A 19,990-nucleotide genomic window follows, 5' to 3' on the forward strand; every position below is an offset into this window, starting at 1 on the left:
TTACTGTAAGCCAATCATCACTGCAATGACAATGAAGATGGTTCCTAACATAAATAAGAATCCTTGCATCTTAATTTGGAATCTTGCCCATTTAATCCAGTCAATACGTGCAACCCCTAAAACACCAATCAAACTTGCTGAAACTGGCGTAAAGGCATCCATAAATCCAGAACCTAATTGATACGCTAAAACAGCAATTTGACGAGAAATGCCTAATAAATCCGCTAATGGTGCCATAATCGGCATCGTTAAGGCTGCTTGCCCAGAGTTTGAAGTAACGACTAAATTAAATAAACTTTGGAAAATATACATCGCCCATGCACCTACGACTGCTGGAACACCTGATAACGCCGAACCAATACTATGCAAGACCGTATTTAAGGTAGAATATTGACTAGCATCTGCACCACCTAAGACTAATAAAATTCCTTTGGCCATTCCTACCACAACTGCTGTACCAGCCAAATCGGCAGCACCACTTTGGAAAGAAGTCGCAATATCGTTAATTCCCATGTCATTTACTTTAAAGATAACTGCAAAAATCCCCGCCAATAAGCCCATAACAAAGAATTGTGAGGCAATTTCTGGGATATAATATCCTTTTTGTGTCACGCCCCAAACAATCCAAATTAAAACCAGAAACATTTCCACTAAAATAACTTTATGTCCTAATTTAAATTCCTTACTTTCATTAACATTGTTCTCAATATGTTTACGGAAATAAGCATCCGATTTGTAAACAATCGAAGACTCAGGATTTTTGCGAATCCGTTCTGCATAAACCATCATGTAAGCTGCAGCTAAAGCCGTCACAACCACCCACATAATCAAACGGAACGTCGCACCAGATAAAACCGGAATTCCGGCAATCCCCTGCGCTACCGCAACACTAAATGGGCTCATCCAAGAAGTTGCATTTCCGACTTGCGAGGCTACATAAGTCACCGTTACAGCAACAATCGAGTCATATCCCAACGCAATAACAAAAGGGACCATAATCATTGAAAATGGAATTACTTCTTCGGCCATCCCAAATGTTGCTCCTCCAAAGGAAAACGCAAAAAAGAGCAATGGTAATGCAAGACGTTCCAAACCTTTTGTACGATTAATAAATGCATAGATGCCTGCATCAATTGCTCCAGTTCGCATGATAACTCCAAATGCTCCACCAACTACTAAAATCAACGCAACAATTCCAACTGCGGAACCATATTTGTCACCTGAAACTAATCCTTCAAAAATGAAGTTTAAAAAACCAAAACCACCGAAATCATCTGTCCCCCAAATTTTAGCAGTATTGTGCAATTTTTCTGATGTATCATAAATTGCCTCTCCATATTCTGCATAGAGCACATCGTCAGTTAACGCAATTTCATCGAGCGTTTTTTGTGAAAGATTCTTTTCACCATCTGCTAAAACAGCTGCCAAACTTTCTTTTTCTACCCCTAATGAATCTAATGTCTTTTGATTGTCTACCAATTCTTCTAACTGATCAAAAACAAACGCCTGATCGAGATTGTAAGCATAACGAAAAGAGTCTTGTTCTAAAACGGTGCGCGAAGCAACGCCTCCGTTTGCATCTTCATATTGAATTTCTTTTGTGCTGAATTTTCCAGCAGGAACTAAAAACGTCAATAACCATGCAAAAATAACGACACAAAAAATAATGACATATGTATGTGGCGTTTTTAGTTTTGTTAAATCTTTGCCTTTCTTCATTTTTTACCCTCCTATTGTTCTATGAATAAATAATCATAAACGAATAACATTATACATTAAACACACACAATTTACACCCTGAATGAAAGATTTTTTAGATAAGAGAAGACGTTTGTTGAATATTTTTTCAGAGCAGCTGACTGTTTGTAATAAAAAAACTTTAAGAAGAGCTTGTACTCTCTCAAAGTTTATCTACGTATTAATCGATCGATTATCAAACTTGATTGTAATTGTAATATAGTAGAGTGCTTATTCCTCATATACGCTTTCTACTAATTCTATAAAGGCATCTGTATCTAAAAATACTAAGTCAATTCCCTTAATATAAATTTTTAAATCTTCAGCTGATAGTTTCTTATTTTGTGATACGACATATATCGTTTTTCCTAAAGAACTTGCAATACCTAGTTCTAGATAACTCCATTCATCTAAATCTCCGATAGTAAAAACAATTTTCGCTGTTTGAAGTGCCTGCTTTATATCTTCCAAGCTGTTGTACATTCCTGTTTGAATACAATTAGTAGCTATGGAAACAGCAGTTACTTTGCCTTCATCGTCTTCAAGAAGAGCGGGATTTACCAAAGAGGGACTGTTAATAATGGGATTCGTTGTTATTCGGTACGAAAAGACAGTTGACATAGTTTTCCTCCTAATTAGTGACCTGTACTATAAGTATAACATCTAACAAACACGCCAAGAAAAGATAGTGAACCTAACTTTTCTTGGCGTGTTTGTTCTTAATTTCTTGTAATCACTAGCTCCTTAAAAAAGCCTTCCGTCCCAATATCGACAAATAATCCGATGGCGCCTTTATTATTTGCACCGTGTTTCAAATCGTTCACCACTAATACAGGTTGTGGAGCATAATTAAGATATAATTTTGCACAACTTTCTTCAACCACAATTTTCATATCAATCCATTCATTTAAAGTAATATCTGCATAGCTTTCGTATTCACCAGGATTGGTTTCTCTTGAATGAAAATATTTAAAATTGGGATAGGAAAAATATTGTGTGGTACGATTTCTTCGTAATTGAACGTCACATCGGCTATTTGTTGGTCGAATATAAAAAGATTCAAATGCATGATTGTCCTCGCTCACTCTAAATGTTACACCTATAAATCCTCTTGCATGCTCTGGGGCAGTTGCTAAAAGTCTGCTTAATACTTTTAAATCAATTATCCCATCTTGAAATTCAATACCAGCTAATTTCGCAAAAGTTGCTTCATCTTCGCCATCAATCACAGGATCTTTTATCACTCTTAAAACAGTTTCCCCATTCATTTCGACATCTTTCATAAAAACATCGACTTCTTCAAAAGCTTGTGCCTTAACATCTATATATTGCTGCTTTTCTGTCATGTACTCATCTCCTTAAATATGTTTTATGCTTTAAACATATTTTACTTGCAGAGACAACCAATAGAAAGTAGGTACTTTTTTATTAGGTAGTTACTTAATGGTAACTATTGAAGGTAGCTTACTTTTTATTATCCAAATTTTTGTGTAGATATTCTATTCCCCACACATCGGGCGCAAACTGTTTCCTAATTCACTTAATGAATATTCGACTTTAGGAGGAACCTCTGCAAAAACTGTTCGAGTAACAATACCGTCTTCTTCCATTTTTCTCAAGTTTTGTGTTAATACTTTTTGACTAATTCCATCGATTGCACGATGCATCTCATTAAACCGTTTTGTTCCCCCTAATAACTCACGCAGAATTAACAGTTTCCACTTATTTCCGATTAAATCAACTGTTGTAGCAACAGGGCAAAAAGGTAATTCTTCTTTGGTTAACATTCTTCCACATCTCTCCTAACATCAATTATTATTTCTTTCCAATCTAAATGATCCGCTTTCATATCTTTCACAACTATGATAAAATCGTTTTCATAAGGAGGGATTTTATTGACTAGAAAAGTCGTTGTAGGAACCCAAGTTACTTCATCCGGTCCCTATTCGCACGCTGTAGATTCAGGTGAATATGTCTTTTTTCAGGACAGACCGCGTATAATGCACTGGACTATATGGGAGAAAAATTAGATATCACTGAACAAACAAAAAAATGTTTTGCCCATTTGCAAAATGTCATGGACGAAACAGAACTAACTTTTGACGATCTTGTTAAAGTAAATGTTTATTTAACGAGCATGCAACATTTTAAAGCGATGAATGCTGTTTATGAACAAGCCTTCGCTGCTCCTTACCCTGCTAGAACTTGTGTTGCTGTTCTTGAATTACCTTTAGACGCTGACGTTGAGATTGAATGTATCGCGAAAAAATCGTAAGAGTAAACATTTTCAATTACTTTTAAATCATTTATAAAAAACCTTGTAAATTCGATCGAAATTACAAGGTTTTTTAGTATGTCTCTTTATTCAGTTACCAACCAAATCACTTGTTGTATGTTTTGTAAAAATTCATCAATAATCAAACGTTCTTGTAATTCATGCCCATTTTCGCCACCAGCAGCTAATACAATCGCATCAATACCATTAAAGGTCAATCCACTCACATCGGTGCCGCCGCGCATTACGATACCTTGATAATCAAGATCATGACGTGCACACATTGCTTTAAAACGTTTGATGACAGGGTTGTCATCGGTATGATGATATGCAAAGAGACTTTGATTTACATCATATTCCAATGTTGCACCAAATTTAACCACTGCTTTTTCTAGTTCTTCGATAATATGATTTAATTGTCGTTTACCACTTTCACGATCCAGACTACGCACTTCCATCGCAAAGGTGGTAACTTCTGGAACAACATTGGTTGGGTAGTTACAAATAACTTTCCCAATATTGGTCGTTGTATTTTCGTCGATTTTTAAAAGTGTCATATTAGAAATCGCTTCTGACATCACTTGTATCGATGAGATTCCTGTATCTGGAGACACGCCAGCATGCGCCGCTTTTCCGATAATTTTACCAGTGATGTCATAATAATCGGGACCGCCAATAATTGCCGTTCCAGGACCACCACCTCCATCTAACACGAAAGCAATTTTTCCTTGCAATAAATCAGTATCTACTGCAAAAGCCCCTAATATTCCAACTTCTTCTCCAATGGTAAATAAGAACTCTAATGGTGGATGGTCTAAATTATTTTCGCGAAGAACTGCCTCAACCTCAAGGATTTGAGCAATGCCTGCTTTGTCATCTGCACCTAAAATCGTTGAGCCATCGGAAACAACATATTTACCGTCTGCAGTAATCGAAGGCTTTACGCCATTTCCTGGTTCAACCGTATCCATATGGGCTTCAAGAATCAGCGTCTCTTGATGCGCCAACGTTCCTTTTCCAGGTAGTTTCACGATAACATTTCCTGCGTTTGCTAATGGGACTTTTTCGTTTGATCCTTTATCTTCAAGAACTTCATACCCTAAATCCGTAAAGTAATGAATTAAATAATCTGCCATTTCTCGCTCATTGTAACTCACACTATCAATTTGAACCAGTTCCAAAAATTTGCTAATAGCACGTTCTTTATTTACCATATTATCCCTCCTACATCTAGTCGTCTAAATTAATTTCAAGCAACAGCGGCGTATGATCTTGTCTCACGCCTGAATCAATCATTTCAGAAGCGACTACTTTATCTGCTCCACGATCACTCACCAACCAGTAATCGATTCTCCATCCAGAATTGTTTTGTTTACTTGTTCGTACACGCTGATTCCACCAACTATACTTCCCTGTGACTTCACCATGCAAGTAGCGGAATGTATCTGTAAATCCAGATGCTAAAAGATTGGTAAAACCTTGACGTTCTTCATCGGTAAAACCAGCTGAAAGATGATTTCTATCCGGATGTGCCAAATCAATTTCTTGATGCGCCACGTTAAAATCCCCTGTTGCTAAAACAAGCTTTTTATTATCTAAAGAAGTTAAATAGGCTGCATATTTTTCATCCCAAAGTTGACGTTCTTTCAAACGAACCAGCTCATTTCCAGAATTAGGTGTATATACTTGCGTTAAATAAAATTTCTCAAATTCCAAAGTTAAAATTCGCCCTTCTGCATCCATGGTACTTGGGGCACCAATTTCAGGGAAGGAAATCTCTGGTGTCAAATGATTTTTATATAAAAACATCGTTCCCGCATAACTTTTTCTAGCCGGTTCGTGTGAACTATTCCATGCCACGTTATATTCAGGAAATTTTTCGTTTAAAATTTCGATATGTTTTTTTGTGGGACCTTTCGCAGATAATTTCGTTTCTTGAATGGCGATGACTTCTGGGTCAAGCGCGATAATTGTCTCAATCACCTCTCGTGATAACACTGCTCTCGCAGAATCACTGGTTAAAGCTGCATTTAATGAATCAATATTCCATGAAATAAATTTCACTGTCATTCTCCTCGTCATATAAAATAGTTATTGCTCCTACTAACAATACGTTAATAATAGTTTTTCTACAAATTTTCTACACCAAACTTAATCGTCCTCTATCATTGCAACCGCTCGGACAGGAGAGCCATCTCCTGCTTGTATCTTTAACGGAAATCCATAGAACATAAAGCTTTTTTCTCTCGACAAACTTTCTAAATTAACTAATCCGGTATACGTAATGATTTTTTTACCTAACAAAGTCCGTTCCAATTCTTCCGTAATATTTCCACCGACAAATTTCGGTTGTGAAGCGATAATTCGAGAGGCTTCTTCTATACCCACTTCGTCGATAAAAAACAATCCCGTTTTCTGAGGCCACAGCTGGTTTATCGTCACCACTTGTGCTGTTCCACAAAAGTTTTCAAGTGGCATAGCATCTAAATTTTCAGCTCCCTGATGCATATGGGAAAAAGCATCCACATGTGTCCCTGTGTGTGACCCCATACTTAGATGTCGTAATTCCCACGTTTCCTTGTCATGCGTATGTATGACTTCAATTTTTACTACTGGATCTCCTGGAAAAACATTCATATCTGTAAATAATGGCGTGGATAAATCAATGATTTTCATACTAACACCTACTTTTTTGAGAGATAGGGTTATTATACTAAATTCTTTTCTTTTTCATAAACCTGAACGCAACATTTCCTATTTCACTATCTAATTATACAGCCAATAACACTAAGTTAAAAATCATCATTTAATTCGTTTTTTTCGTATTTCACTACTCGTTGCTCATACCCATCGATTTTCTTATCAAGACGATCCAATACTTCCTGCATACTAGCGATACGTTCAGCAAGTTCTTTTCTTTGTTCTAGAAGCAATTCCTTTCTTGTGGGAATAGTTTGAATTCCTTGTTGGAATAAAGTCACATATTCAATTAAAGTCTCAATCGACATCCCAGCATCTCGCATTGATTTAATATAAAAAATCCAATTTTCATCATACTCTGAATATACGCGATACCCACTATTGTTTCTTTGAACTTTAGGTAATAATCCAATTCTTTCATAGTATCGAAGTGTATTAATTGTGATAGCATATTTTTCACTCACTTCTTTAATCGTTAATGTATTTGCAGTTGCGCTCAATTTTCTACCTCCTCAATTCTTCTACAAACTAATTATAAACCCTAGAGTTAAGACAGAGGCAAGAAAAAATGAAAAAAAGTTCTTGCACTGAAGTGAACTCCATAGTTTATGCTAAGAGTAGATTATAAAGATTGGAGAGAAAAAAATGAAGAAAAGAACTTTAGGTCACACAAACATTGAAGTTTCGGCAATTGGTTTAGGAACGATGGGGATGGATCATGCTTATGGTCCTCAAAAAGACCGGAAAGAAATGGTTGCGCTTTTACGCAAGGCTGTCGAATTAGGCTGTAATTTCTTTGATACTGCGGTTGTGTATGGTGAGGAGAATGAAATGTTATTAGGTGAATCCTTTGAACCTATTCGCGAGCAAGTTGTTCTAGCAACTAAATTTGGGATTGTTGGGCAAGAAATTGTAGATGATAAACCTCAAAATATCTTAAACAGTCAACCAGAATCAATCCGCGAGCAATTGGAAGGTTCATTAAAACGTTTGCGTACAGATGTCATTGATTTGTATTATCAACATCGTGTTGATCCAAATGTGGAGCCAGAAACCGTCGCTGAAACGATGAAAGAATTAATTGAAGAAGGAAAAATTAAAGCTTGGGGACTATCTAATGCACCAATTGATTACATTCGCCGTGCCCATGCTGTTTGTCCTCTATCTGCCATCGAAAATCAATATTCAATGGTTTGGCGCGAACCAGAAAAAGAATTATTTGCTTTATGTGAAGAATTAGGAATGTCCTTTGTCGCTTACAGTCCTCTCGGTAATGGATTCTTGACAGGGAAATATACTAAGGATACAAAATTCCCTGAAGGAGATTTTAGAAACTTTATGGGTCGTTTCAAACCTGAAGTTCTAGATCATAACCAAGCTCTATTAGATGTCATTGCTGATGTAGCAAAACGCAAAGATGCCACTTCTGCTCAGATTGTATTTGCTTGGGAGTTAGTTCAAGAACCATTCATTATTCCAATTCCTGGTACAACAAAACTACATCGCTTAGAAGAAAATTTAGGAGGAGCAGCAATTGAACTCAGCGATTCAGAATTAAAAGAAATCAATGACGCATTAGATAAAATTGGTGTTGATGAAACTCATTTTTAATATTTAGAAAAAATAAAGGGACTTATGTCACAGCCCCAATCCATAAAACAAATGAAACAAAACTTTTTCAGAGTGCGTACTGCTACTGTAATCAGCGTTTTCTAAAAGTTCTTTTGTTGTTCTAAAACTGTTTTTCGAACGAGAAATCGATTGAACTCTTTGTCTACAATAATGACTGTATTTTGTAAAATTTTCTCTATTGTTCCAGTTACATATGCTTCATTTGAATCTTTCGCTTCAATGAATTTTCCAATTTTTATTTCTGTCATAGATTCTCTCCTCTTTCTGTTCCTACTTCAACAATTATTTACTCGCAGTTTAACATATTCTTCATCTCTGAAACTGTTTATTGCACAAACGTTGCTTTTTCTGTCCCAAACGTCGATAAGGTGAGATAACAGGGATTTTATTCTTATTAAGAACACGAATAATCTACTCATATTGTCTAAAATTAATCAAAACCTCCAGTGTGAACTGGAGGTTTGTTCTTCGGCTGAAAGCCTCTTTTACCGGCCATAGCCTAAAAGGCTTCCTGAACGGTTTCCCACTTGCACCACTTTTACTCACTGATCCTTAAAGAATCTCTTTCACTTCTTCTTGTTTTTTTGTCCTGTAAACGGATCATACTCTTCAAACAATGTTAGCTGATCTGCTACATAATCTTCTTGTACTTGATTCCGAATGTATTCTTCGATCTGCTTCTTATTTCTTCCTACTGTATCCACGTAATACCCTCTACACCAAAATTTTCGGTTCCCATACCGATACTTCAAATTCGCATGTCTGTCAAAAATCATTAAGCTACTCTTGCCTTTTAAATAGCCTACAAAACCTGATACACTATATTTTGGTGGGATACTTACGAGTAAGTGGATATGATCTTTGCACGCATTTGCTTCGATGATCTCCACTCCTTTTCTTTCACATAATGTTCGGATGATCTCACCTATACTTTTCTTATACTTTCCATAAATCACTTGTCGTCTATATTTTGGTGCAAAAACAATGTGGTACTTACATTTCCATGTCGTGTGTGATAAACTTTCATTAGCCTTTTTCATAATAGGCACCTCCTAAATTGATGGATGTGGTGGTCGGGAAACCAATTTCATCTTATCATTTTTGGGAGGCTTTTTTAATACCTCGCTGGAAGCTCTTTGGAACCCCCGGCTTAGCCAGGGGTTTTCAATACACATAAAAAAACTGAACCAACTTTCTCATAAGTTGGTTCAGTTAAAAATGTCGTTTCAAATTTATACAGTTTTTTTTATTTCACTTCAAATTCAGTTTGCCATTCATTTGTCATTGAGAAGTAAGTCCTAAAACTCCTGACTCAATAGTCAAATCTCTAAAGTCTGGATTAGCATAATGCTCTTTCCACATTCGATAGCGATTCGTGTACATTGTCCCTCTAAACTAAATAGCCTAGCTACAAATACAGTAGAACATACAATTGGTCAATAAGAAAAAATTTATTCTCGTTTATTTATTAATTCATACTTCTTTTAAATACTGTTCTAATTTATCAAAAAATACTTCATTTTGAATATGTTCCAACTCATCTAGAATTCCTTCCATTTCTTCTTCAGAACACTTTAGACTATTTTCAAGAAAACAACTCAATAGCATTTGTTTTTTATTTAGATAAGTAATATATCTAACCCCTTTTTCAGTAAGGTAGACCCCTTGATAAGGTACATATTTGACAAAATTTTCTTTCGATAATTTTTGAAGCATCTCTGTTACAGATGATTTAGTAATCGATAATTTTTTTGCTAAATGTCCTGTTCGAGCTATACCATTTTGGTTTTGATAATGACTAATCAACTTTAAGTATTCTTCTTTTTCTGCTGAAAAAGTCCCCATTGGCTAACCTTCTTTCACCTTTATTCAAGAATTATATTTCTTCTAACTGTCCATTACTAATATTGTCAAATAAAGGAATTACCAAATTTTAATACCAAATAATTCCTTAATACCTGATAAGATAAGTGTTGGTAAAGCGGGAAGAAACAACACCAATAGATAGATATTCATTGTCAATGGTGCTGTTCCCATAACAACGTTGAAAAATGGAATAATTGTAACTAAAAATGAAGAAATACCTGCGAATATTACTGCAGCAACTAAATATTTATTCTCAAAAGGATTTCTACGGAATAATGTTTTGGCACTACGCGCATCAAACACATGCCACAATTGACCATAAACCAACGTTAAAAATGCGACCGTTTGCGCTTGATTACTACTCAAACCTTGATAAGCTGCCCAAAGGAAGGCGAAATACACCAACACCCCCATAAAGATTCCTCGGATTAACACTCTTGACCAAGTATAGTTCGCTAATACTGACTCATTTGGATTTCTAGGCTTTTCTTTCATAATATCCGATTCAGAGACATCATATCCTAATGCAAATGATGGGACAGCATCACTAATCATATTCACCCATAAAACCATTAATGCAGTTAGTGTTGGCGTCGCAGCAGAAACATTTCCAACAGATTGTGTAAAGAAAATCAATCCAATAAGTAAAGCTAACACTTCAGCTACATTCGTTGTAAGTTCGTGACGCATAAAATTCTTGATATTCGCATAAATGGTTCTACCACCTTGAACTGATTGCTCGATAGTTGTAAATTTGTCATCTAACAAAATCAAATCTGCAGAATCTTTTGTCACTTCTGTACCAGCAATCCCCATTGCAATACCAATATCTGCTGCTCTAAGTGCTGGTGCATCATTCACACCATCTCCAGTCATTGCAACAATTTGTCCATGTTTTTGTAATTGCTTTACAATTCGTTGTTTATGTTCAGGAGAAACTCTAGCATAAATATTTGTCGTTTTTACATTACGAAACAACTCATCATCAGTCATTTCTTCAATTTCTATCCCTTTAATTACTGGAGCCGTTACTTGTTCTACAATACCCAAATCTAGTGCAATTGCTTTGGCTGTTTTTTCATGATCCCCTGTAATCATGACTACTTCAACATTTGCTTGTTTCAGTGTTTGTACAGACTCTTTTACTTCTTCACGAGCAGGATCAATGATGCCTGCAACACCTGTGATCACTAAATCTTGTTCCAAGTCTTCTATAGTGCCGTTATCTGCTTCATCTTTTGTTAATTCTCGATACCCCACAGCTAGCGTTCGAAGCGCCTGCTCGGCATATGTTTCGACAGTGCGTGTAAATTGATTTTTAATTTTCACCTCACTATTTATCTGATTATCAATTAGAACTCCTCGACTTTTTTCAATTAAAACATCAGGTGCACCTTTTGTATAAAGTGTATAGATATTATTTTCTTTAACAATGACACTCATCATTTTGCGGCTACTAGTAAATGGCAGTGTGCGAACAATTTCTTTGTTATCCAACATTTCTTCTTTACGAATACCAGCTTTCAATCCAAGAACAGTTAATGCAACCTCAGTAGGATTCCCTAAAGGTTTGTAGCTACCTTGCACTTCTTGAATTTTGGCATCATTACATAAAACTGCACCTGTCAAAAACTCATTTATACTAACTTCTTTCGAGTGTTCTATTGGCTCAATTGTACCAACAGGCTCATATCCTAATCCCGAAACATTATAGTAATAGCCATTACTATAGAATTTAACCACTGTCATTTCATTTTTTGTTAATGTTCCGGTTTTGTCGGAGCAAATATAAGAAGTAGCTCCTAATGTTTCAACACTTGAAAGGGATTTAATTAGCCCATTATTTTTAGCCATTTTAGTAGCGCCAATCGTTAGCACAATTGATAAAACAGCAGGAAGTGCATCTGGAATCGATGCTACTGCAAGTGCAATAGAAGTTGATAAAACTGAGCCAATAGATTCAAAGCTAAGATCGCCTGCTTGAATAATTCCTGTGATAAATGTAAATACAATAACACCGGCTGAAATTAACATTAATGTTTTTGTTAATTTATTAACAGTATTTTGTAATGGCGAAGGTTTAGATGCAACTGACTGAATCAATTGAGCAATATTTCCCAACTCTGTTTCAGAACCTACTGCTACAACCAGACCGATACCTTGTCCATTCGAAACTGTTGAACCAGAGAATCCCATATTTTTCCGATCACCGACTTCAACATTCTCTAAAATAGTCTTGGTATTTTTTTGAATCGCATCTGCTTCACCTGTTAAATGAGATTCAATCACCTGTAATTCATCTGTAGTTATCCAACGAACATCCGCTTCCACAAAATCTCCTACAATAACCTTAACTAAATCACCTACAACAACATCCGTTACATCTACTTTTTGCCAGTCTCCATTTCGTAAAACCATGGCTTGTCTACTATTCATTTCTTTTAAAGAATTTAGGCTTTTCCGTGCACTAATTTCTTGCCAAAATCCCAAACACGCATTGACGATAATTAAAATAATTACTGCTGCTGCTTCGTATAACGATTCTCTCCCATGTTTTAAATCCCCTTGAATTTGAATCGAATAAAACGCACTTAATAATGATAAAACAACTGCACCCATCAATACAATGACAATCGGCTCCTTAAAGTTCTTCAAAAATACTTTCCAATAAGGATCTTCCTTGTCTTCTGGTAATCGATTTTCTCCATATTTTTCTCTCAAACTAGCTACTTTAGTATCTGTAAGACCATTCTCTAAGTCTACTTGGTACTTTTCGATTAATTCCTTTTTTCCTTTTTGATAAAACTTCATGCATCTCCATCCTTTCTTTTTCTCATAAAAACGCAAAAAAGGCATAAGCAATCAAGACTTTCCTCACCCTTGGAAAGTATGTCTTGAAAGCTTACGCCCAACCTGTCTATTTATGGAATTAATAATAATGTACCAAATAGATATTCTTTTGTCTACCTTTAATTTTAAAAATATGAGTTGGATAGGCTACAATAAACTAGACAGAAAAGATAAGGTGTGTAAACTATCAGAAAACACACTGGAAGAATCATTTCATGTCGCAAAGAAGAGAACGCAGAACCTACATGCAAGAATTTAAACAACAAATGGTCGACTCATTAAATTCGGGGGAAACCAAGAGCCGACATCATCAGAGAATATGAACTAACACCATCGTCCTTTGACAGAGGTCGTGCTATTGCACGTTCTAATCTGGTTGGAGGACATGCAGGAGGTTTGGCAGGTATTGAAGGAGTGAATACACATGATAGCCAATCAAAAACGAACGAAAAAGGAATTTCATGAATACAATGACTATCATGATCGTCCATTTGCTTTAAAATGGGGCACAGCTTTTGCAATGGAAGAGTTGATGACCAATATTCATACAAACGAAGAATTTGCTGTAAAGGACAATCAACCTTTTGAACAAATGTCTCAAGAAGAGATTGACTTGTTGTTAGTTGAATCATTCACCTATTCGAAAGAAGTGGAGATTCAGCTAAATAGCAGGGATGGATTTGGTCGTCTTGTAGACAATGTTACGGGTTTCTTTTTAGGTGAAGTGTCTGACGATTATCTTATTATAGATAATCAAAAAATTTTTTGGGAAGATATTCGGCATATTAACATTAAAAATCCAAAAAAATGGTTTGAAGTTGACGTATTTACAAATGATTCTCAAAAGAAAGAAGTCTTAACTACAGAATACGTAGAATATATTGTTGATGATAGCTATCAGCCTTTTTTTGAAGAACTTGATTAAATAGTGTGATAAGTTTTTTTTAACCATTTATACTTACTGAAAATTCTGTTTAATTGGGAAACAAAGATAAATCCAAATAAAAGGTTATATGTACATAGCCTCTTATTTGGATTTATTATTCGGACTGGTATATCCCATGTAAGTATAAATAGATTCTTTTAGAGAAATCTTCACTTCTATCCGTGCTATCTAAGTATGCTGCCATCAATATAAATAATTGACTTACTGCAAAATCAATATCCACTGAATGTTGTAGATGATTTTTATTTTCTTGTAGTAGCTGGATAAACGGAGATTTATAAGATTTTAAAAACAATTGATACAGTTTCATAGAAGTTTCTTTAGATACTGTATGCTGTATATCATGCATCATTACAAATAAATTAAAAGGATGCTTAGCTTTTAAAAATTCAACCATCTCTAATAATTTTATCTCTAAGGCAGAATTTGACGCGTTTGCAATTTTTTTTAAGTTAATCTCTACGTCATTTGATAAACGCAACATAACTTGATAGTAAATATCTTCCTTCTTTTTAAAATGATAGTAAATTGTCGGTTGTGTTACGCCCAAAATTTGTGTGATTTGTCTGGTAGATGTAGCTTGATATCCTTGAGTCATGAATAGCTGTTCGGCTACATCTAAAATTTCTTCATACATAAAATCACCTGAATTCTTAATTTTACATGTTTCTTTTTAATGCATGAATTAACTCAATTTTTCTACGAGTACTAACCACGTGTTTCTTTTCATAAATATTATAGTGGTTTCTTCTAATTTCAGGGAGTAATTCTTTGTAAATCATAAGTGCACTTAAGAGTGCGTGACGTGCGTCATTTGCAATAAAAGGAATCATTTCTAAGGATTCATTATACAGTTTTTCTGCTTTTTTTGCTAGTGCTTCCCAAAGATTAATAAAATTGTCTGATATAATTTGTTTTTCTAAATGTGTTGTTGTAATTTGGTAACGAAGCATATCTTCTTTCGGAAGATAAATTCTACCTAAACGATAATCTTCTCCAATATCTCGCAAAATATTCGTCAACTGCATTGCTTCGCCTAATTTTTTTGCAGGTGTGATAATTTTAGTTGGGGTAGGAGATAGCACAGGTAGAAGCATTAACCCTACACTACCAGCTACATAATAGGCATAATCTAATAGTTCTTGTTGTGTTTTTGGCTGTTGAAAATTCAAATCCATTCGTTGTCCTATTAACATATCATAAAAGGGGCGGATATCCATTGGAAATTCACTAAAAACGGCCTCTAAGGCTAGCCACATTGGATGATTGGGAACTGATCCTGCTTCAAATAATTCTAATTCTTGAAAAAGTTGTTGTAATTTTTGAGCATCTTTCTCTTCGTCTACTATATCATCAGCTACTCGACAGAATGTATAAATTGCATAAATACTTTGAGCTTTCTTTTTTGGTAGTTGAGAAAAAGCTGCATAGAAAGACTTTGAATGTTGTTTGATAGTTTGTTCGCAAATTTTAAATGCTTGTTTGCGATCTTCAAAAATATTTTGCTGATTAATTTTCATCTCTAACTAACTCCTCTACTGCCAGTTTTGCACTTTGCATAACAATGGGAACACCGGCTCCTGGATGGGTACTACTACCACAAAAATAAAGATTGTTAGCATAATTAAACTTGTTATGCGGACGATAGTAATTACTTTGAGCTAATGTTGGTTTTAAACCAAATGTTGCACCATAATAGGCATTGAAATTTTTTTCAAACTCTTTTGGCGTATAATAAGTTTCCATGACAATATGCTCATCAATGTCTTTAAATACCGAACGCTCCTTAATTAATTCAATGATTCGATTACGGAATAATTGTATACTATCTTCTGACCAGTTTTGATATTTAGATAATTCTGGCACTGGTACTAAAACATATAATCCTTCTTGATTTTCTGGAGCTAACGTATCATCCATTAAAGATGGTCGATACAAATAAAATGATGGGTCATCGGGTAAGACGCCATCTTCAAATAAATCATCAATATTTTTTTTGAAATCATCTGCAAAATAGATACTATGCAATGTATTGTCGGGATACTTCTTATCCAACCCTAAGTAAAGCAAAAAGCAGGAGCAAGAATAATCCATATTAGCAATTTTTTTATTCGTATATTTTCCGCGTTGCTTTTCATTTGGAATCAAATGTTGCATAGCGTAAGGAAAATCAGCACCGCAAACGATGGAATCTGCTTCAATAAACTGGCCAGCCACTTTAACTCCTATTGCTGTTTTATTTTCAATAACTATCTCATCAACAGGTTCCCCATAGTGACAAACACCTCCAAGTTTTTTAAATAATTGGTTCATTGAAGTTGCTAAGGTATACATACCACCCTTAATAAAATAAACTCCATAAAATAACTCAATCATAGGAATAATTGTATATAAAGAGGGACCTTGGTAAGGTGAAACACCAATATATAAAGTTTGAAACGCCAAAGTTTTTCTTAAACGCTCGTCTTTAACAAATTTTGAAATAGACGAATAAGCATCACTAAATGTTTTCAAGCGTAAACCTGCATATAACGACTTTGGATTGTAAAAATCCCAAAAATTTCGAAAGGACCTTGTAATAAAATGCTTTTTGGCAATCAAATATCTTTGATAAATACTTGCTAAAAAAGCAAAGTAACCTTTTGCGTCCTCCTCGGATATAGATTCTAATGATTGTGTTAATTCTACTAAATCGTTAGAAAAAGCTAATGGATCTTCATTGCGAAAGAATAATTTTAACATAGGATCTACTTTTTCCATTGGAATGTAGTGATCGGGATTTTCTCCGCAAAATTCAAAAATTTCGCGATAAATTTCAGGCATCATCACAATGGTTGGCCCAACATCAAACGTAAAACCACCTTGTTTGATTTGATTCATTTTCCCACCAGGTTGATGCTCTTTTTCGTATAGATGAACATTGTATCCTAATTTTTGTAAACGAACTGCAGCTGAGAGCCCTGCTACGCCAGCTCCTATAACGATTATTTTTTTCATAGTTTTTCCCTTCTAGTCAATATACCATCTTTCATAATAAACACACGGTCACAAAAATCAGTCATTCTTAAATCATGAGTGACCATGATGGTGGCTTTTTGTTTTTGTTTCGTTTCATTCGCCAGTATTTCTACTACTTCGTATGCTTTTTCTGTATCCAAACTGGCTGTGGGTTCATCTGCTAAGATAATAGACGGATCATGATACAGCGCACGAGCGATGGCCACTCGTTGCCGTTCACCTCCAGATAATTCTTCAGGATATTTATTAACTAATTTTTCAATACCTAAATCTTGAAACAATTGATTTTCTATATGTTTTTTTTTGCGAACCTTGTCCACTAAAACTAATTGATCTTGTACGGTTAAAAAAGGTATCAAGTTTGAAGCTTGTAAAATAAAACCAATTTCTTTAAATCGTATTTTTGCACGTTCTTTTTCTTTTTTATCACTAAAAGATTGATTGTTAATTAATACTCGTCCTTTACTAGGAGATTGTAATCCGCCCGCAATCGTTAGAAAAGTACTTTTTCCAGATCCTGATGGACCAATTATTGCAACAAATTCACCTTTCTCGACAGAAAAATTGGTTTCTTTTAAGGCTTCGATTGTATTTGCCCCATCTTTAAAAATTTTTTTCACTTGCTGAAATTCAATTGCACTCATATTTTTCACTCCTATCCAATAGCCTTTAAAGGATCAATTTTTACTACTGCTCGTACAGAAAAAAATGCACCTAAGATAGCAAAGAGTACCATCAAACTACTAATTGCTGCTAAAAAACTACTATTTGTTTCAAAAGGTACTTGAGCTGGTAGGAGATAAGACGTGCCAGTAGCAGCCAATAATCCTATTCCTACACCTAAAAATGCTAATATAAAGGTCTGTGAAATGACTGATCTAGCAATATAATTACTCGAAATTCCTTGTGCTTTCATCACCCCAAAAATGTCAGTTTTTTGCATCGTTAAAACATAAATAAAAATGCCGATTACAATGGCAGCAATGATAATTAAAAAACCAATCATAAAACCAAATGTTAGCACTTGTGCGTTATAACCAGGCAAATTATTGATAAATGTAGCAATAGATATTTTCTCTAAGTTATCAGGCAGATTACTGACTTTACCTTTCGTTACAATTGCGTTAATTGATACATCTTCGGGCTGATTTACGCTTTCAAAACGAATTTCTTGGTATGTCTCCATAGAAATATAGAAGACTGGTGCAACATTGAATTTAGCATTTTCTATAAACCCAACTATTGTTATTTCTGTATTACTTCCAGATACCTTTAATTGATCGCCAATTTGTAAACCATATTGATTTCTTAGACTATCATCAACGACTGATTCATTTTTTGTTTCAAACATTCTTCCTGTTTCAATTTTAGGAACTAAAAATTGATCAGGTGAAATGCCAAAAAAGATAGCGTTAATTGTCTCTTTTGTTCCTTTTTTTGAAACAACAGCAGGGAGTTGCGCAAGAATCGCTTTTTCTTCTGCGTTGACTTCCTCATAAGTTTTAATAGGAAACATTGACATATTTAAATTATCGTTAGCGTCTTCGGCAATTAAAATATTATCTGCTTTCCACTGATCTACTGCGTTTCGATTATCTTGTGCTAATCCGTATGCTAAGCCAGTCAAAAAAAAGACAAGATAGGCGATTAGAAACATGACACCTATCACTAAAAAATAACGTAACTTAGAATGTTTAATTTCTCTTATAGCTAAAAACATAAAATTCTCCTTTTTACTTATCAGTTGATAAGTAAATTCTAGCACAAATATAATTAGATATTAAATTATCTGCTTTTTATTATAAAATTTGCGATTTGTTATTTTATATTTTTATTCGTAAAAACAAAAAAAGACGCTCTGAAATGAACGTCTTTCTCCCATATATATAATTCAATTTTTTGTATTCCCACTTACTAGGTCGACCATACAGAAACTCTGTAGTGGTCTTTAAGCACTTTATTTCTTATTTTTCCACCTTCAGAAGTGAAATTAATATACTTGTAAAACAGCTTGAAATAAAGGATTTCTAAAAGTTTTTCTTTTGTAGCAACGTAATAGTCTCGACGTGTGTTGAGAAACCCACGTATCTGTCGAAAATTAGAAGGCTGAATATTTTTATGAGACATTCCCTTTGAGGAAACATATCCAAGATTGAACCTTGTATGTATTCATTACATAATACCTTTGATCAAGTGCTTAAGTGATGACAAGCATGGGAGCGAATGGATGTTAAAAGCCAAAAATAGCATTACAAAGAAGGATATCAAAATTCTTTGGCGTATGTATGGTCGAACAATTGAGTTCCTTGGCGTGCGTGCTGAACGGCGCTTCAGTATCAACTTCACTTTGATTTTCTTGGCAATATTTAAAGGCCGCCCTTTTGTAATTTTAGGCATTTTATGCCCAAACTTATCTTACAAAAGTTTGGCCGTAACTAGATCTATACGGATATTCACAGACTTTTACAAAACTAAATCTCAATTGCGTTTCATAGAAGCTGTAAGTAGTATATAATCATTTCGTAAAAAATAACACAGAAAACATTGTTTGCGCACGTACCTTCGTCCTAATTTACTCTACTCTAAATGGCGAAATGGAACTAAGTATTAAAGTACATTATCAACAAAAGTATAAAGATAATCATTCAACGACTTCTACTATACAGACTTAACTGATTCGCCACTTTAAATTTTTTTTACTTGGGATTTTAGTACTTCATATCCTAATTTATCAATAGAATTTTCGATATCTTTTATCGATACTTTTTCATCGTCAAATTCTGCTCTTACCTTGCTTGAATTAAATAGTACCTTTACGCTCTCTTTATTTACCCCTTCTAAGGATTTCACACCGTTTTCTATTTTTTGCATACAAGATGGACAAGTTAATGTTTCTAATTGAATCGTTGCTTTTTGCATATTTCATTTCTCCTTTGATATATTTATCTATTTTAAATTGATTTAGA

22 protein-coding genes, 1 pseudogene and 1 other annotated feature are annotated in these 19,990 nt (G+C 34.7%); of the genes and pseudogenes, 5 read left to right on the forward strand and 18 right to left on the reverse strand.

Annotation, left to right across the window (positions count from 1 at the left end; translation table 11 throughout):
* The 4 genes from yfcC to PYW32_RS07205 all read right to left on the reverse strand — a co-directional run bounded on the left by yfcC (nt 1) and on the right by PYW32_RS07205 (nt 3,524).
* Nucleotides 1–1,719 carry a putative basic amino acid antiporter YfcC gene (gene yfcC / locus PYW32_RS07190; RefSeq protein ID WP_016174992.1) on the reverse strand — a complete coding sequence of 573 codons (1,719 nt, stop codon included), beginning with the start codon at nt 1,717–1,719 and terminating at the stop codon, nt 1–3.
* A gap of 249 nt (nt 1,720–1,968) precedes the next feature.
* The gene (locus PYW32_RS07195) at nt 1,969–2,358 is read right to left on the reverse strand and encodes a hypothetical protein (RefSeq protein WP_016174991.1); all 390 of its coding nucleotides are present in this window, start codon (nt 2,356–2,358) and stop codon (nt 1,969–1,971) included.
* Nucleotides 2,359–2,456: 98 nt separating this feature from the next.
* The gene (locus tag PYW32_RS07200; RefSeq protein ID WP_016174990.1) at nt 2,457–3,083 is read right to left on the reverse strand and encodes a hypothetical protein; all 627 of its coding nucleotides are present in this window, start codon (nt 3,081–3,083) and stop codon (nt 2,457–2,459) included.
* 153 nt (nt 3,084–3,236) lie between these two features.
* The gene (locus PYW32_RS07205) at nt 3,237–3,524 is read right to left on the reverse strand and encodes a winged helix-turn-helix transcriptional regulator (RefSeq protein WP_016174989.1); all 288 of its coding nucleotides are present in this window, start codon (nt 3,522–3,524) and stop codon (nt 3,237–3,239) included.
* 227 nt (nt 3,525–3,751) lie between these two features.
* Here PYW32_RS07205 and PYW32_RS07210 point away from each other — a divergent pair, with 227 nt between their 5' ends.
* On the forward strand, nt 3,752–4,012 hold the full coding sequence (locus PYW32_RS07210; RefSeq protein WP_016174988.1) for a Rid family hydrolase: 261 nt from the start codon (nt 3,752–3,754) through the stop codon (nt 4,010–4,012).
* Nucleotides 4,013–4,098: 86 nt separating this feature from the next.
* Here PYW32_RS07210 and PYW32_RS07215 read toward each other — a convergent pair whose 3' ends face one another.
* The 4 genes from PYW32_RS07215 to PYW32_RS07230 all read right to left on the reverse strand — a co-directional run bounded on the left by PYW32_RS07215 (nt 4,099) and on the right by PYW32_RS07230 (nt 7,212).
* Nucleotides 4,099–5,226, reverse strand: coding sequence for a M20/M25/M40 family metallo-hydrolase (locus PYW32_RS07215; protein ID WP_016174987.1), 1,128 nt, complete (start codon nt 5,224–5,226; stop codon nt 4,099–4,101).
* Between the two features lie 16 nt (nt 5,227–5,242).
* Nucleotides 5,243–6,076: an exodeoxyribonuclease III gene (locus tag PYW32_RS07220; RefSeq protein WP_016174986.1), complete on the reverse strand. Its 834-nt coding sequence runs from the start codon at nt 6,074–6,076 to the stop codon at nt 5,243–5,245.
* Nucleotides 6,077–6,163: 87 nt separating this feature from the next.
* Entirely contained in the window at nt 6,164–6,688 is a 525-nt protein-coding gene (locus PYW32_RS07225) for a cyclase family protein (RefSeq protein WP_016174985.1), read from the reverse strand.
* A 116-nt stretch (nt 6,689–6,804) separates the two neighbouring features.
* On the reverse strand, nt 6,805–7,212 hold the full coding sequence (locus PYW32_RS07230) for a MerR family transcriptional regulator (RefSeq protein ID WP_016174984.1): 408 nt from the start codon (nt 7,210–7,212) through the stop codon (nt 6,805–6,807).
* 145 nt (nt 7,213–7,357) lie between these two features.
* On the opposite strand from PYW32_RS07230, the gene PYW32_RS07235 reads away from it, so the two are divergent.
* The gene (locus tag PYW32_RS07235) at nt 7,358–8,323 is read left to right on the forward strand and encodes an aldo/keto reductase (RefSeq protein WP_016174983.1); all 966 of its coding nucleotides are present in this window, start codon (nt 7,358–7,360) and stop codon (nt 8,321–8,323) included.
* A 101-nt stretch (nt 8,324–8,424) separates the two neighbouring features.
* Here the strand turns inward: PYW32_RS07235 and PYW32_RS07240 are convergent, their stop codons facing one another.
* The 4 genes from PYW32_RS07240 to PYW32_RS07255 all read right to left on the reverse strand — a co-directional run bounded on the left by PYW32_RS07240 (nt 8,425) and on the right by PYW32_RS07255 (nt 13,021).
* Nucleotides 8,425–8,592: a hypothetical protein gene (locus PYW32_RS07240; protein WP_016174982.1), complete on the reverse strand. Its 168-nt coding sequence runs from the start codon at nt 8,590–8,592 to the stop codon at nt 8,425–8,427.
* Nucleotides 8,593–8,910: 318 nt separating this feature from the next.
* Nucleotides 8,911–9,384, reverse strand: coding sequence for an IS200/IS605 family transposase (gene tnpA / locus PYW32_RS07245; protein WP_016174131.1), 474 nt, complete (start codon nt 9,382–9,384; stop codon nt 8,911–8,913).
* A 433-nt stretch (nt 9,385–9,817) separates the two neighbouring features.
* Entirely contained in the window at nt 9,818–10,189 is a 372-nt protein-coding gene (locus PYW32_RS07250; protein ID WP_016174981.1) for a metal-dependent transcriptional regulator, read from the reverse strand.
* Nucleotides 10,190–10,267: 78 nt separating this feature from the next.
* Nucleotides 10,268–13,021 carry a cation-translocating P-type ATPase gene (locus tag PYW32_RS07255; protein WP_016174980.1) on the reverse strand — a complete coding sequence of 918 codons (2,754 nt, stop codon included), beginning with the start codon at nt 13,019–13,021 and terminating at the stop codon, nt 10,268–10,270.
* A gap of 57 nt (nt 13,022–13,078) precedes the next feature.
* Nucleotides 13,079–13,124: a sequence feature (sodium ion sensor (DUF1646 type); this cis-regulatory element may regulate processes involved in with the transportation of sodium ions), on the reverse strand.
* 151 nt (nt 13,125–13,275) lie between these two features.
* Here PYW32_RS07255 and PYW32_RS07260 point away from each other — a divergent pair.
* Nucleotides 13,276–13,408, forward strand: a pseudogene (locus tag PYW32_RS07260) (transposase); the annotation flags it as partial.
* A gap of 76 nt (nt 13,409–13,484) precedes the next feature.
* Nucleotides 13,485–13,985 carry a hypothetical protein gene (locus tag PYW32_RS07265; RefSeq protein ID WP_016174979.1) on the forward strand — a complete coding sequence of 167 codons (501 nt, stop codon included), beginning with the start codon at nt 13,485–13,487 and terminating at the stop codon, nt 13,983–13,985.
* Nucleotides 13,986–14,100: 115 nt separating this feature from the next.
* Here the strand turns inward: PYW32_RS07265 and PYW32_RS07270 are convergent, their stop codons facing one another.
* From PYW32_RS07270 to PYW32_RS07290, 5 genes are read right to left on the reverse strand one after another with little or no spacing between them, the layout of a single operon-like run.
* Complete coding sequence (locus PYW32_RS07270; RefSeq protein WP_016174978.1) at nt 14,101–14,643, reverse strand: TetR/AcrR family transcriptional regulator; 543 nt, start codon at nt 14,641–14,643, stop codon at nt 14,101–14,103.
* Nucleotides 14,644–14,665: 22 nt separating this feature from the next.
* A complete protein-coding gene (locus PYW32_RS07275; RefSeq protein ID WP_016174977.1) occupies nt 14,666–15,526 on the reverse strand; it encodes a phytoene/squalene synthase family protein in 861 nt (286 codons plus the stop codon).
* Complete coding sequence (locus tag PYW32_RS07280) at nt 15,516–17,003, reverse strand: phytoene desaturase family protein (protein ID WP_016174976.1); 1,488 nt, start codon at nt 17,001–17,003, stop codon at nt 15,516–15,518. The genes PYW32_RS07275 and PYW32_RS07280 overlap by 11 nt, the downstream gene beginning before the upstream one ends.
* Nucleotides 17,000–17,668 carry an ABC transporter ATP-binding protein gene (locus PYW32_RS07285; RefSeq protein WP_016174975.1) on the reverse strand — a complete coding sequence of 223 codons (669 nt, stop codon included), beginning with the start codon at nt 17,666–17,668 and terminating at the stop codon, nt 17,000–17,002. The genes PYW32_RS07280 and PYW32_RS07285 overlap by 4 nt, the downstream gene beginning before the upstream one ends.
* 11 nt (nt 17,669–17,679) lie before the next feature.
* Nucleotides 17,680–18,744 (reverse strand): ABC transporter permease, encoded by a 1,065-nt coding sequence (locus tag PYW32_RS07290; RefSeq protein ID WP_016174974.1) that lies wholly within the window; start codon nt 18,742–18,744, stop codon nt 17,680–17,682.
* Nucleotides 18,745–19,251: 507 nt separating this feature from the next.
* On the opposite strand from PYW32_RS07290, the gene PYW32_RS07295 reads away from it, so the two are divergent.
* Nucleotides 19,252–19,539: a hypothetical protein gene (locus PYW32_RS07295; RefSeq protein ID WP_016174973.1), complete on the forward strand. Its 288-nt coding sequence runs from the start codon at nt 19,252–19,254 to the stop codon at nt 19,537–19,539.
* 170 nt (nt 19,540–19,709) lie between these two features.
* Here PYW32_RS07295 and PYW32_RS07300 read toward each other — a convergent pair whose 3' ends face one another.
* Nucleotides 19,710–19,943: a heavy-metal-associated domain-containing protein gene (locus PYW32_RS07300; protein ID WP_016174972.1), complete on the reverse strand. Its 234-nt coding sequence runs from the start codon at nt 19,941–19,943 to the stop codon at nt 19,710–19,712.
* Nucleotides 19,944–19,990 lie beyond the last annotated feature (47 nt).

Source organism: Enterococcus saccharolyticus subsp. saccharolyticus, assembly GCF_029023825.1.
Lineage (GTDB): Bacteria > Bacillota > Bacilli > Lactobacillales > Enterococcaceae > Enterococcus_F > Enterococcus_F saccharolyticus.

Excerpts from the sequence above, each read along its gene's own strand:
- yfcC (WP_016174992.1), bottom strand. The coding sequence starts at position 1,719 with ATGAAGAAAGGCAAAGATTTAACAAAACTAAAAACGCCACATACATAT.
- PYW32_RS07195 (WP_016174991.1), bottom strand. The coding sequence starts at position 2,358 with ATGTCAACTGTCTTTTCGTACCGAATAACAACGAATCCCATTATTAAC.
- PYW32_RS07200 (WP_016174990.1), bottom strand. The coding sequence starts at position 3,083 with ATGACAGAAAAGCAGCAATATATAGATGTTAAGGCACAAGCTTTTGAA.
- PYW32_RS07205 (WP_016174989.1), bottom strand. The coding sequence starts at position 3,524 with ATGTTAACCAAAGAAGAATTACCTTTTTGCCCTGTTGCTACAACAGTT.
- PYW32_RS07210 (WP_016174988.1), top strand. The coding sequence starts at position 3,752 with ATGGGAGAAAAATTAGATATCACTGAACAAACAAAAAAATGTTTTGCC.
- PYW32_RS07215 (WP_016174987.1), bottom strand. The coding sequence starts at position 5,226 with ATGGTAAATAAAGAACGTGCTATTAGCAAATTTTTGGAACTGGTTCAA.
- PYW32_RS07225 (WP_016174985.1), bottom strand. The coding sequence starts at position 6,688 with ATGAAAATCATTGATTTATCCACGCCATTATTTACAGATATGAATGTT.
- PYW32_RS07235 (WP_016174983.1), top strand. The coding sequence starts at position 7,358 with ATGAAGAAAAGAACTTTAGGTCACACAAACATTGAAGTTTCGGCAATT.
- PYW32_RS07240 (WP_016174982.1), bottom strand. The coding sequence starts at position 8,592 with ATGACAGAAATAAAAATTGGAAAATTCATTGAAGCGAAAGATTCAAAT.
- tnpA (WP_016174131.1), bottom strand. The coding sequence starts at position 9,384 with ATGAAAAAGGCTAATGAAAGTTTATCACACACGACATGGAAATGTAAG.
- PYW32_RS07250 (WP_016174981.1), bottom strand. The coding sequence starts at position 10,189 with ATGGGGACTTTTTCAGCAGAAAAAGAAGAATACTTAAAGTTGATTAGT.
- PYW32_RS07255 (WP_016174980.1), bottom strand. The coding sequence starts at position 13,021 with ATGAAGTTTTATCAAAAAGGAAAAAAGGAATTAATCGAAAAGTACCAA.
- PYW32_RS07265 (WP_016174979.1), top strand. The coding sequence starts at position 13,485 with ATGATAGCCAATCAAAAACGAACGAAAAAGGAATTTCATGAATACAAT.
- PYW32_RS07270 (WP_016174978.1), bottom strand. The coding sequence starts at position 14,643 with ATGTATGAAGAAATTTTAGATGTAGCCGAACAGCTATTCATGACTCAA.
- PYW32_RS07275 (WP_016174977.1), bottom strand. The coding sequence starts at position 15,526 with ATGAAAATTAATCAGCAAAATATTTTTGAAGATCGCAAACAAGCATTT.
- PYW32_RS07280 (WP_016174976.1), bottom strand. The coding sequence starts at position 17,003 with ATGAAAAAAATAATCGTTATAGGAGCTGGCGTAGCAGGGCTCTCAGCT.
- PYW32_RS07285 (WP_016174975.1), bottom strand. The coding sequence starts at position 17,668 with ATGAGTGCAATTGAATTTCAGCAAGTGAAAAAAATTTTTAAAGATGGG.
- PYW32_RS07290 (WP_016174974.1), bottom strand. The coding sequence starts at position 18,744 with ATGTTTTTAGCTATAAGAGAAATTAAACATTCTAAGTTACGTTATTTT.
- PYW32_RS07295 (WP_016174973.1), top strand. The coding sequence starts at position 19,252 with ATGTTAAAAGCCAAAAATAGCATTACAAAGAAGGATATCAAAATTCTT.
- PYW32_RS07300 (WP_016174972.1), bottom strand. The coding sequence starts at position 19,943 with ATGCAAAAAGCAACGATTCAATTAGAAACATTAACTTGTCCATCTTGT.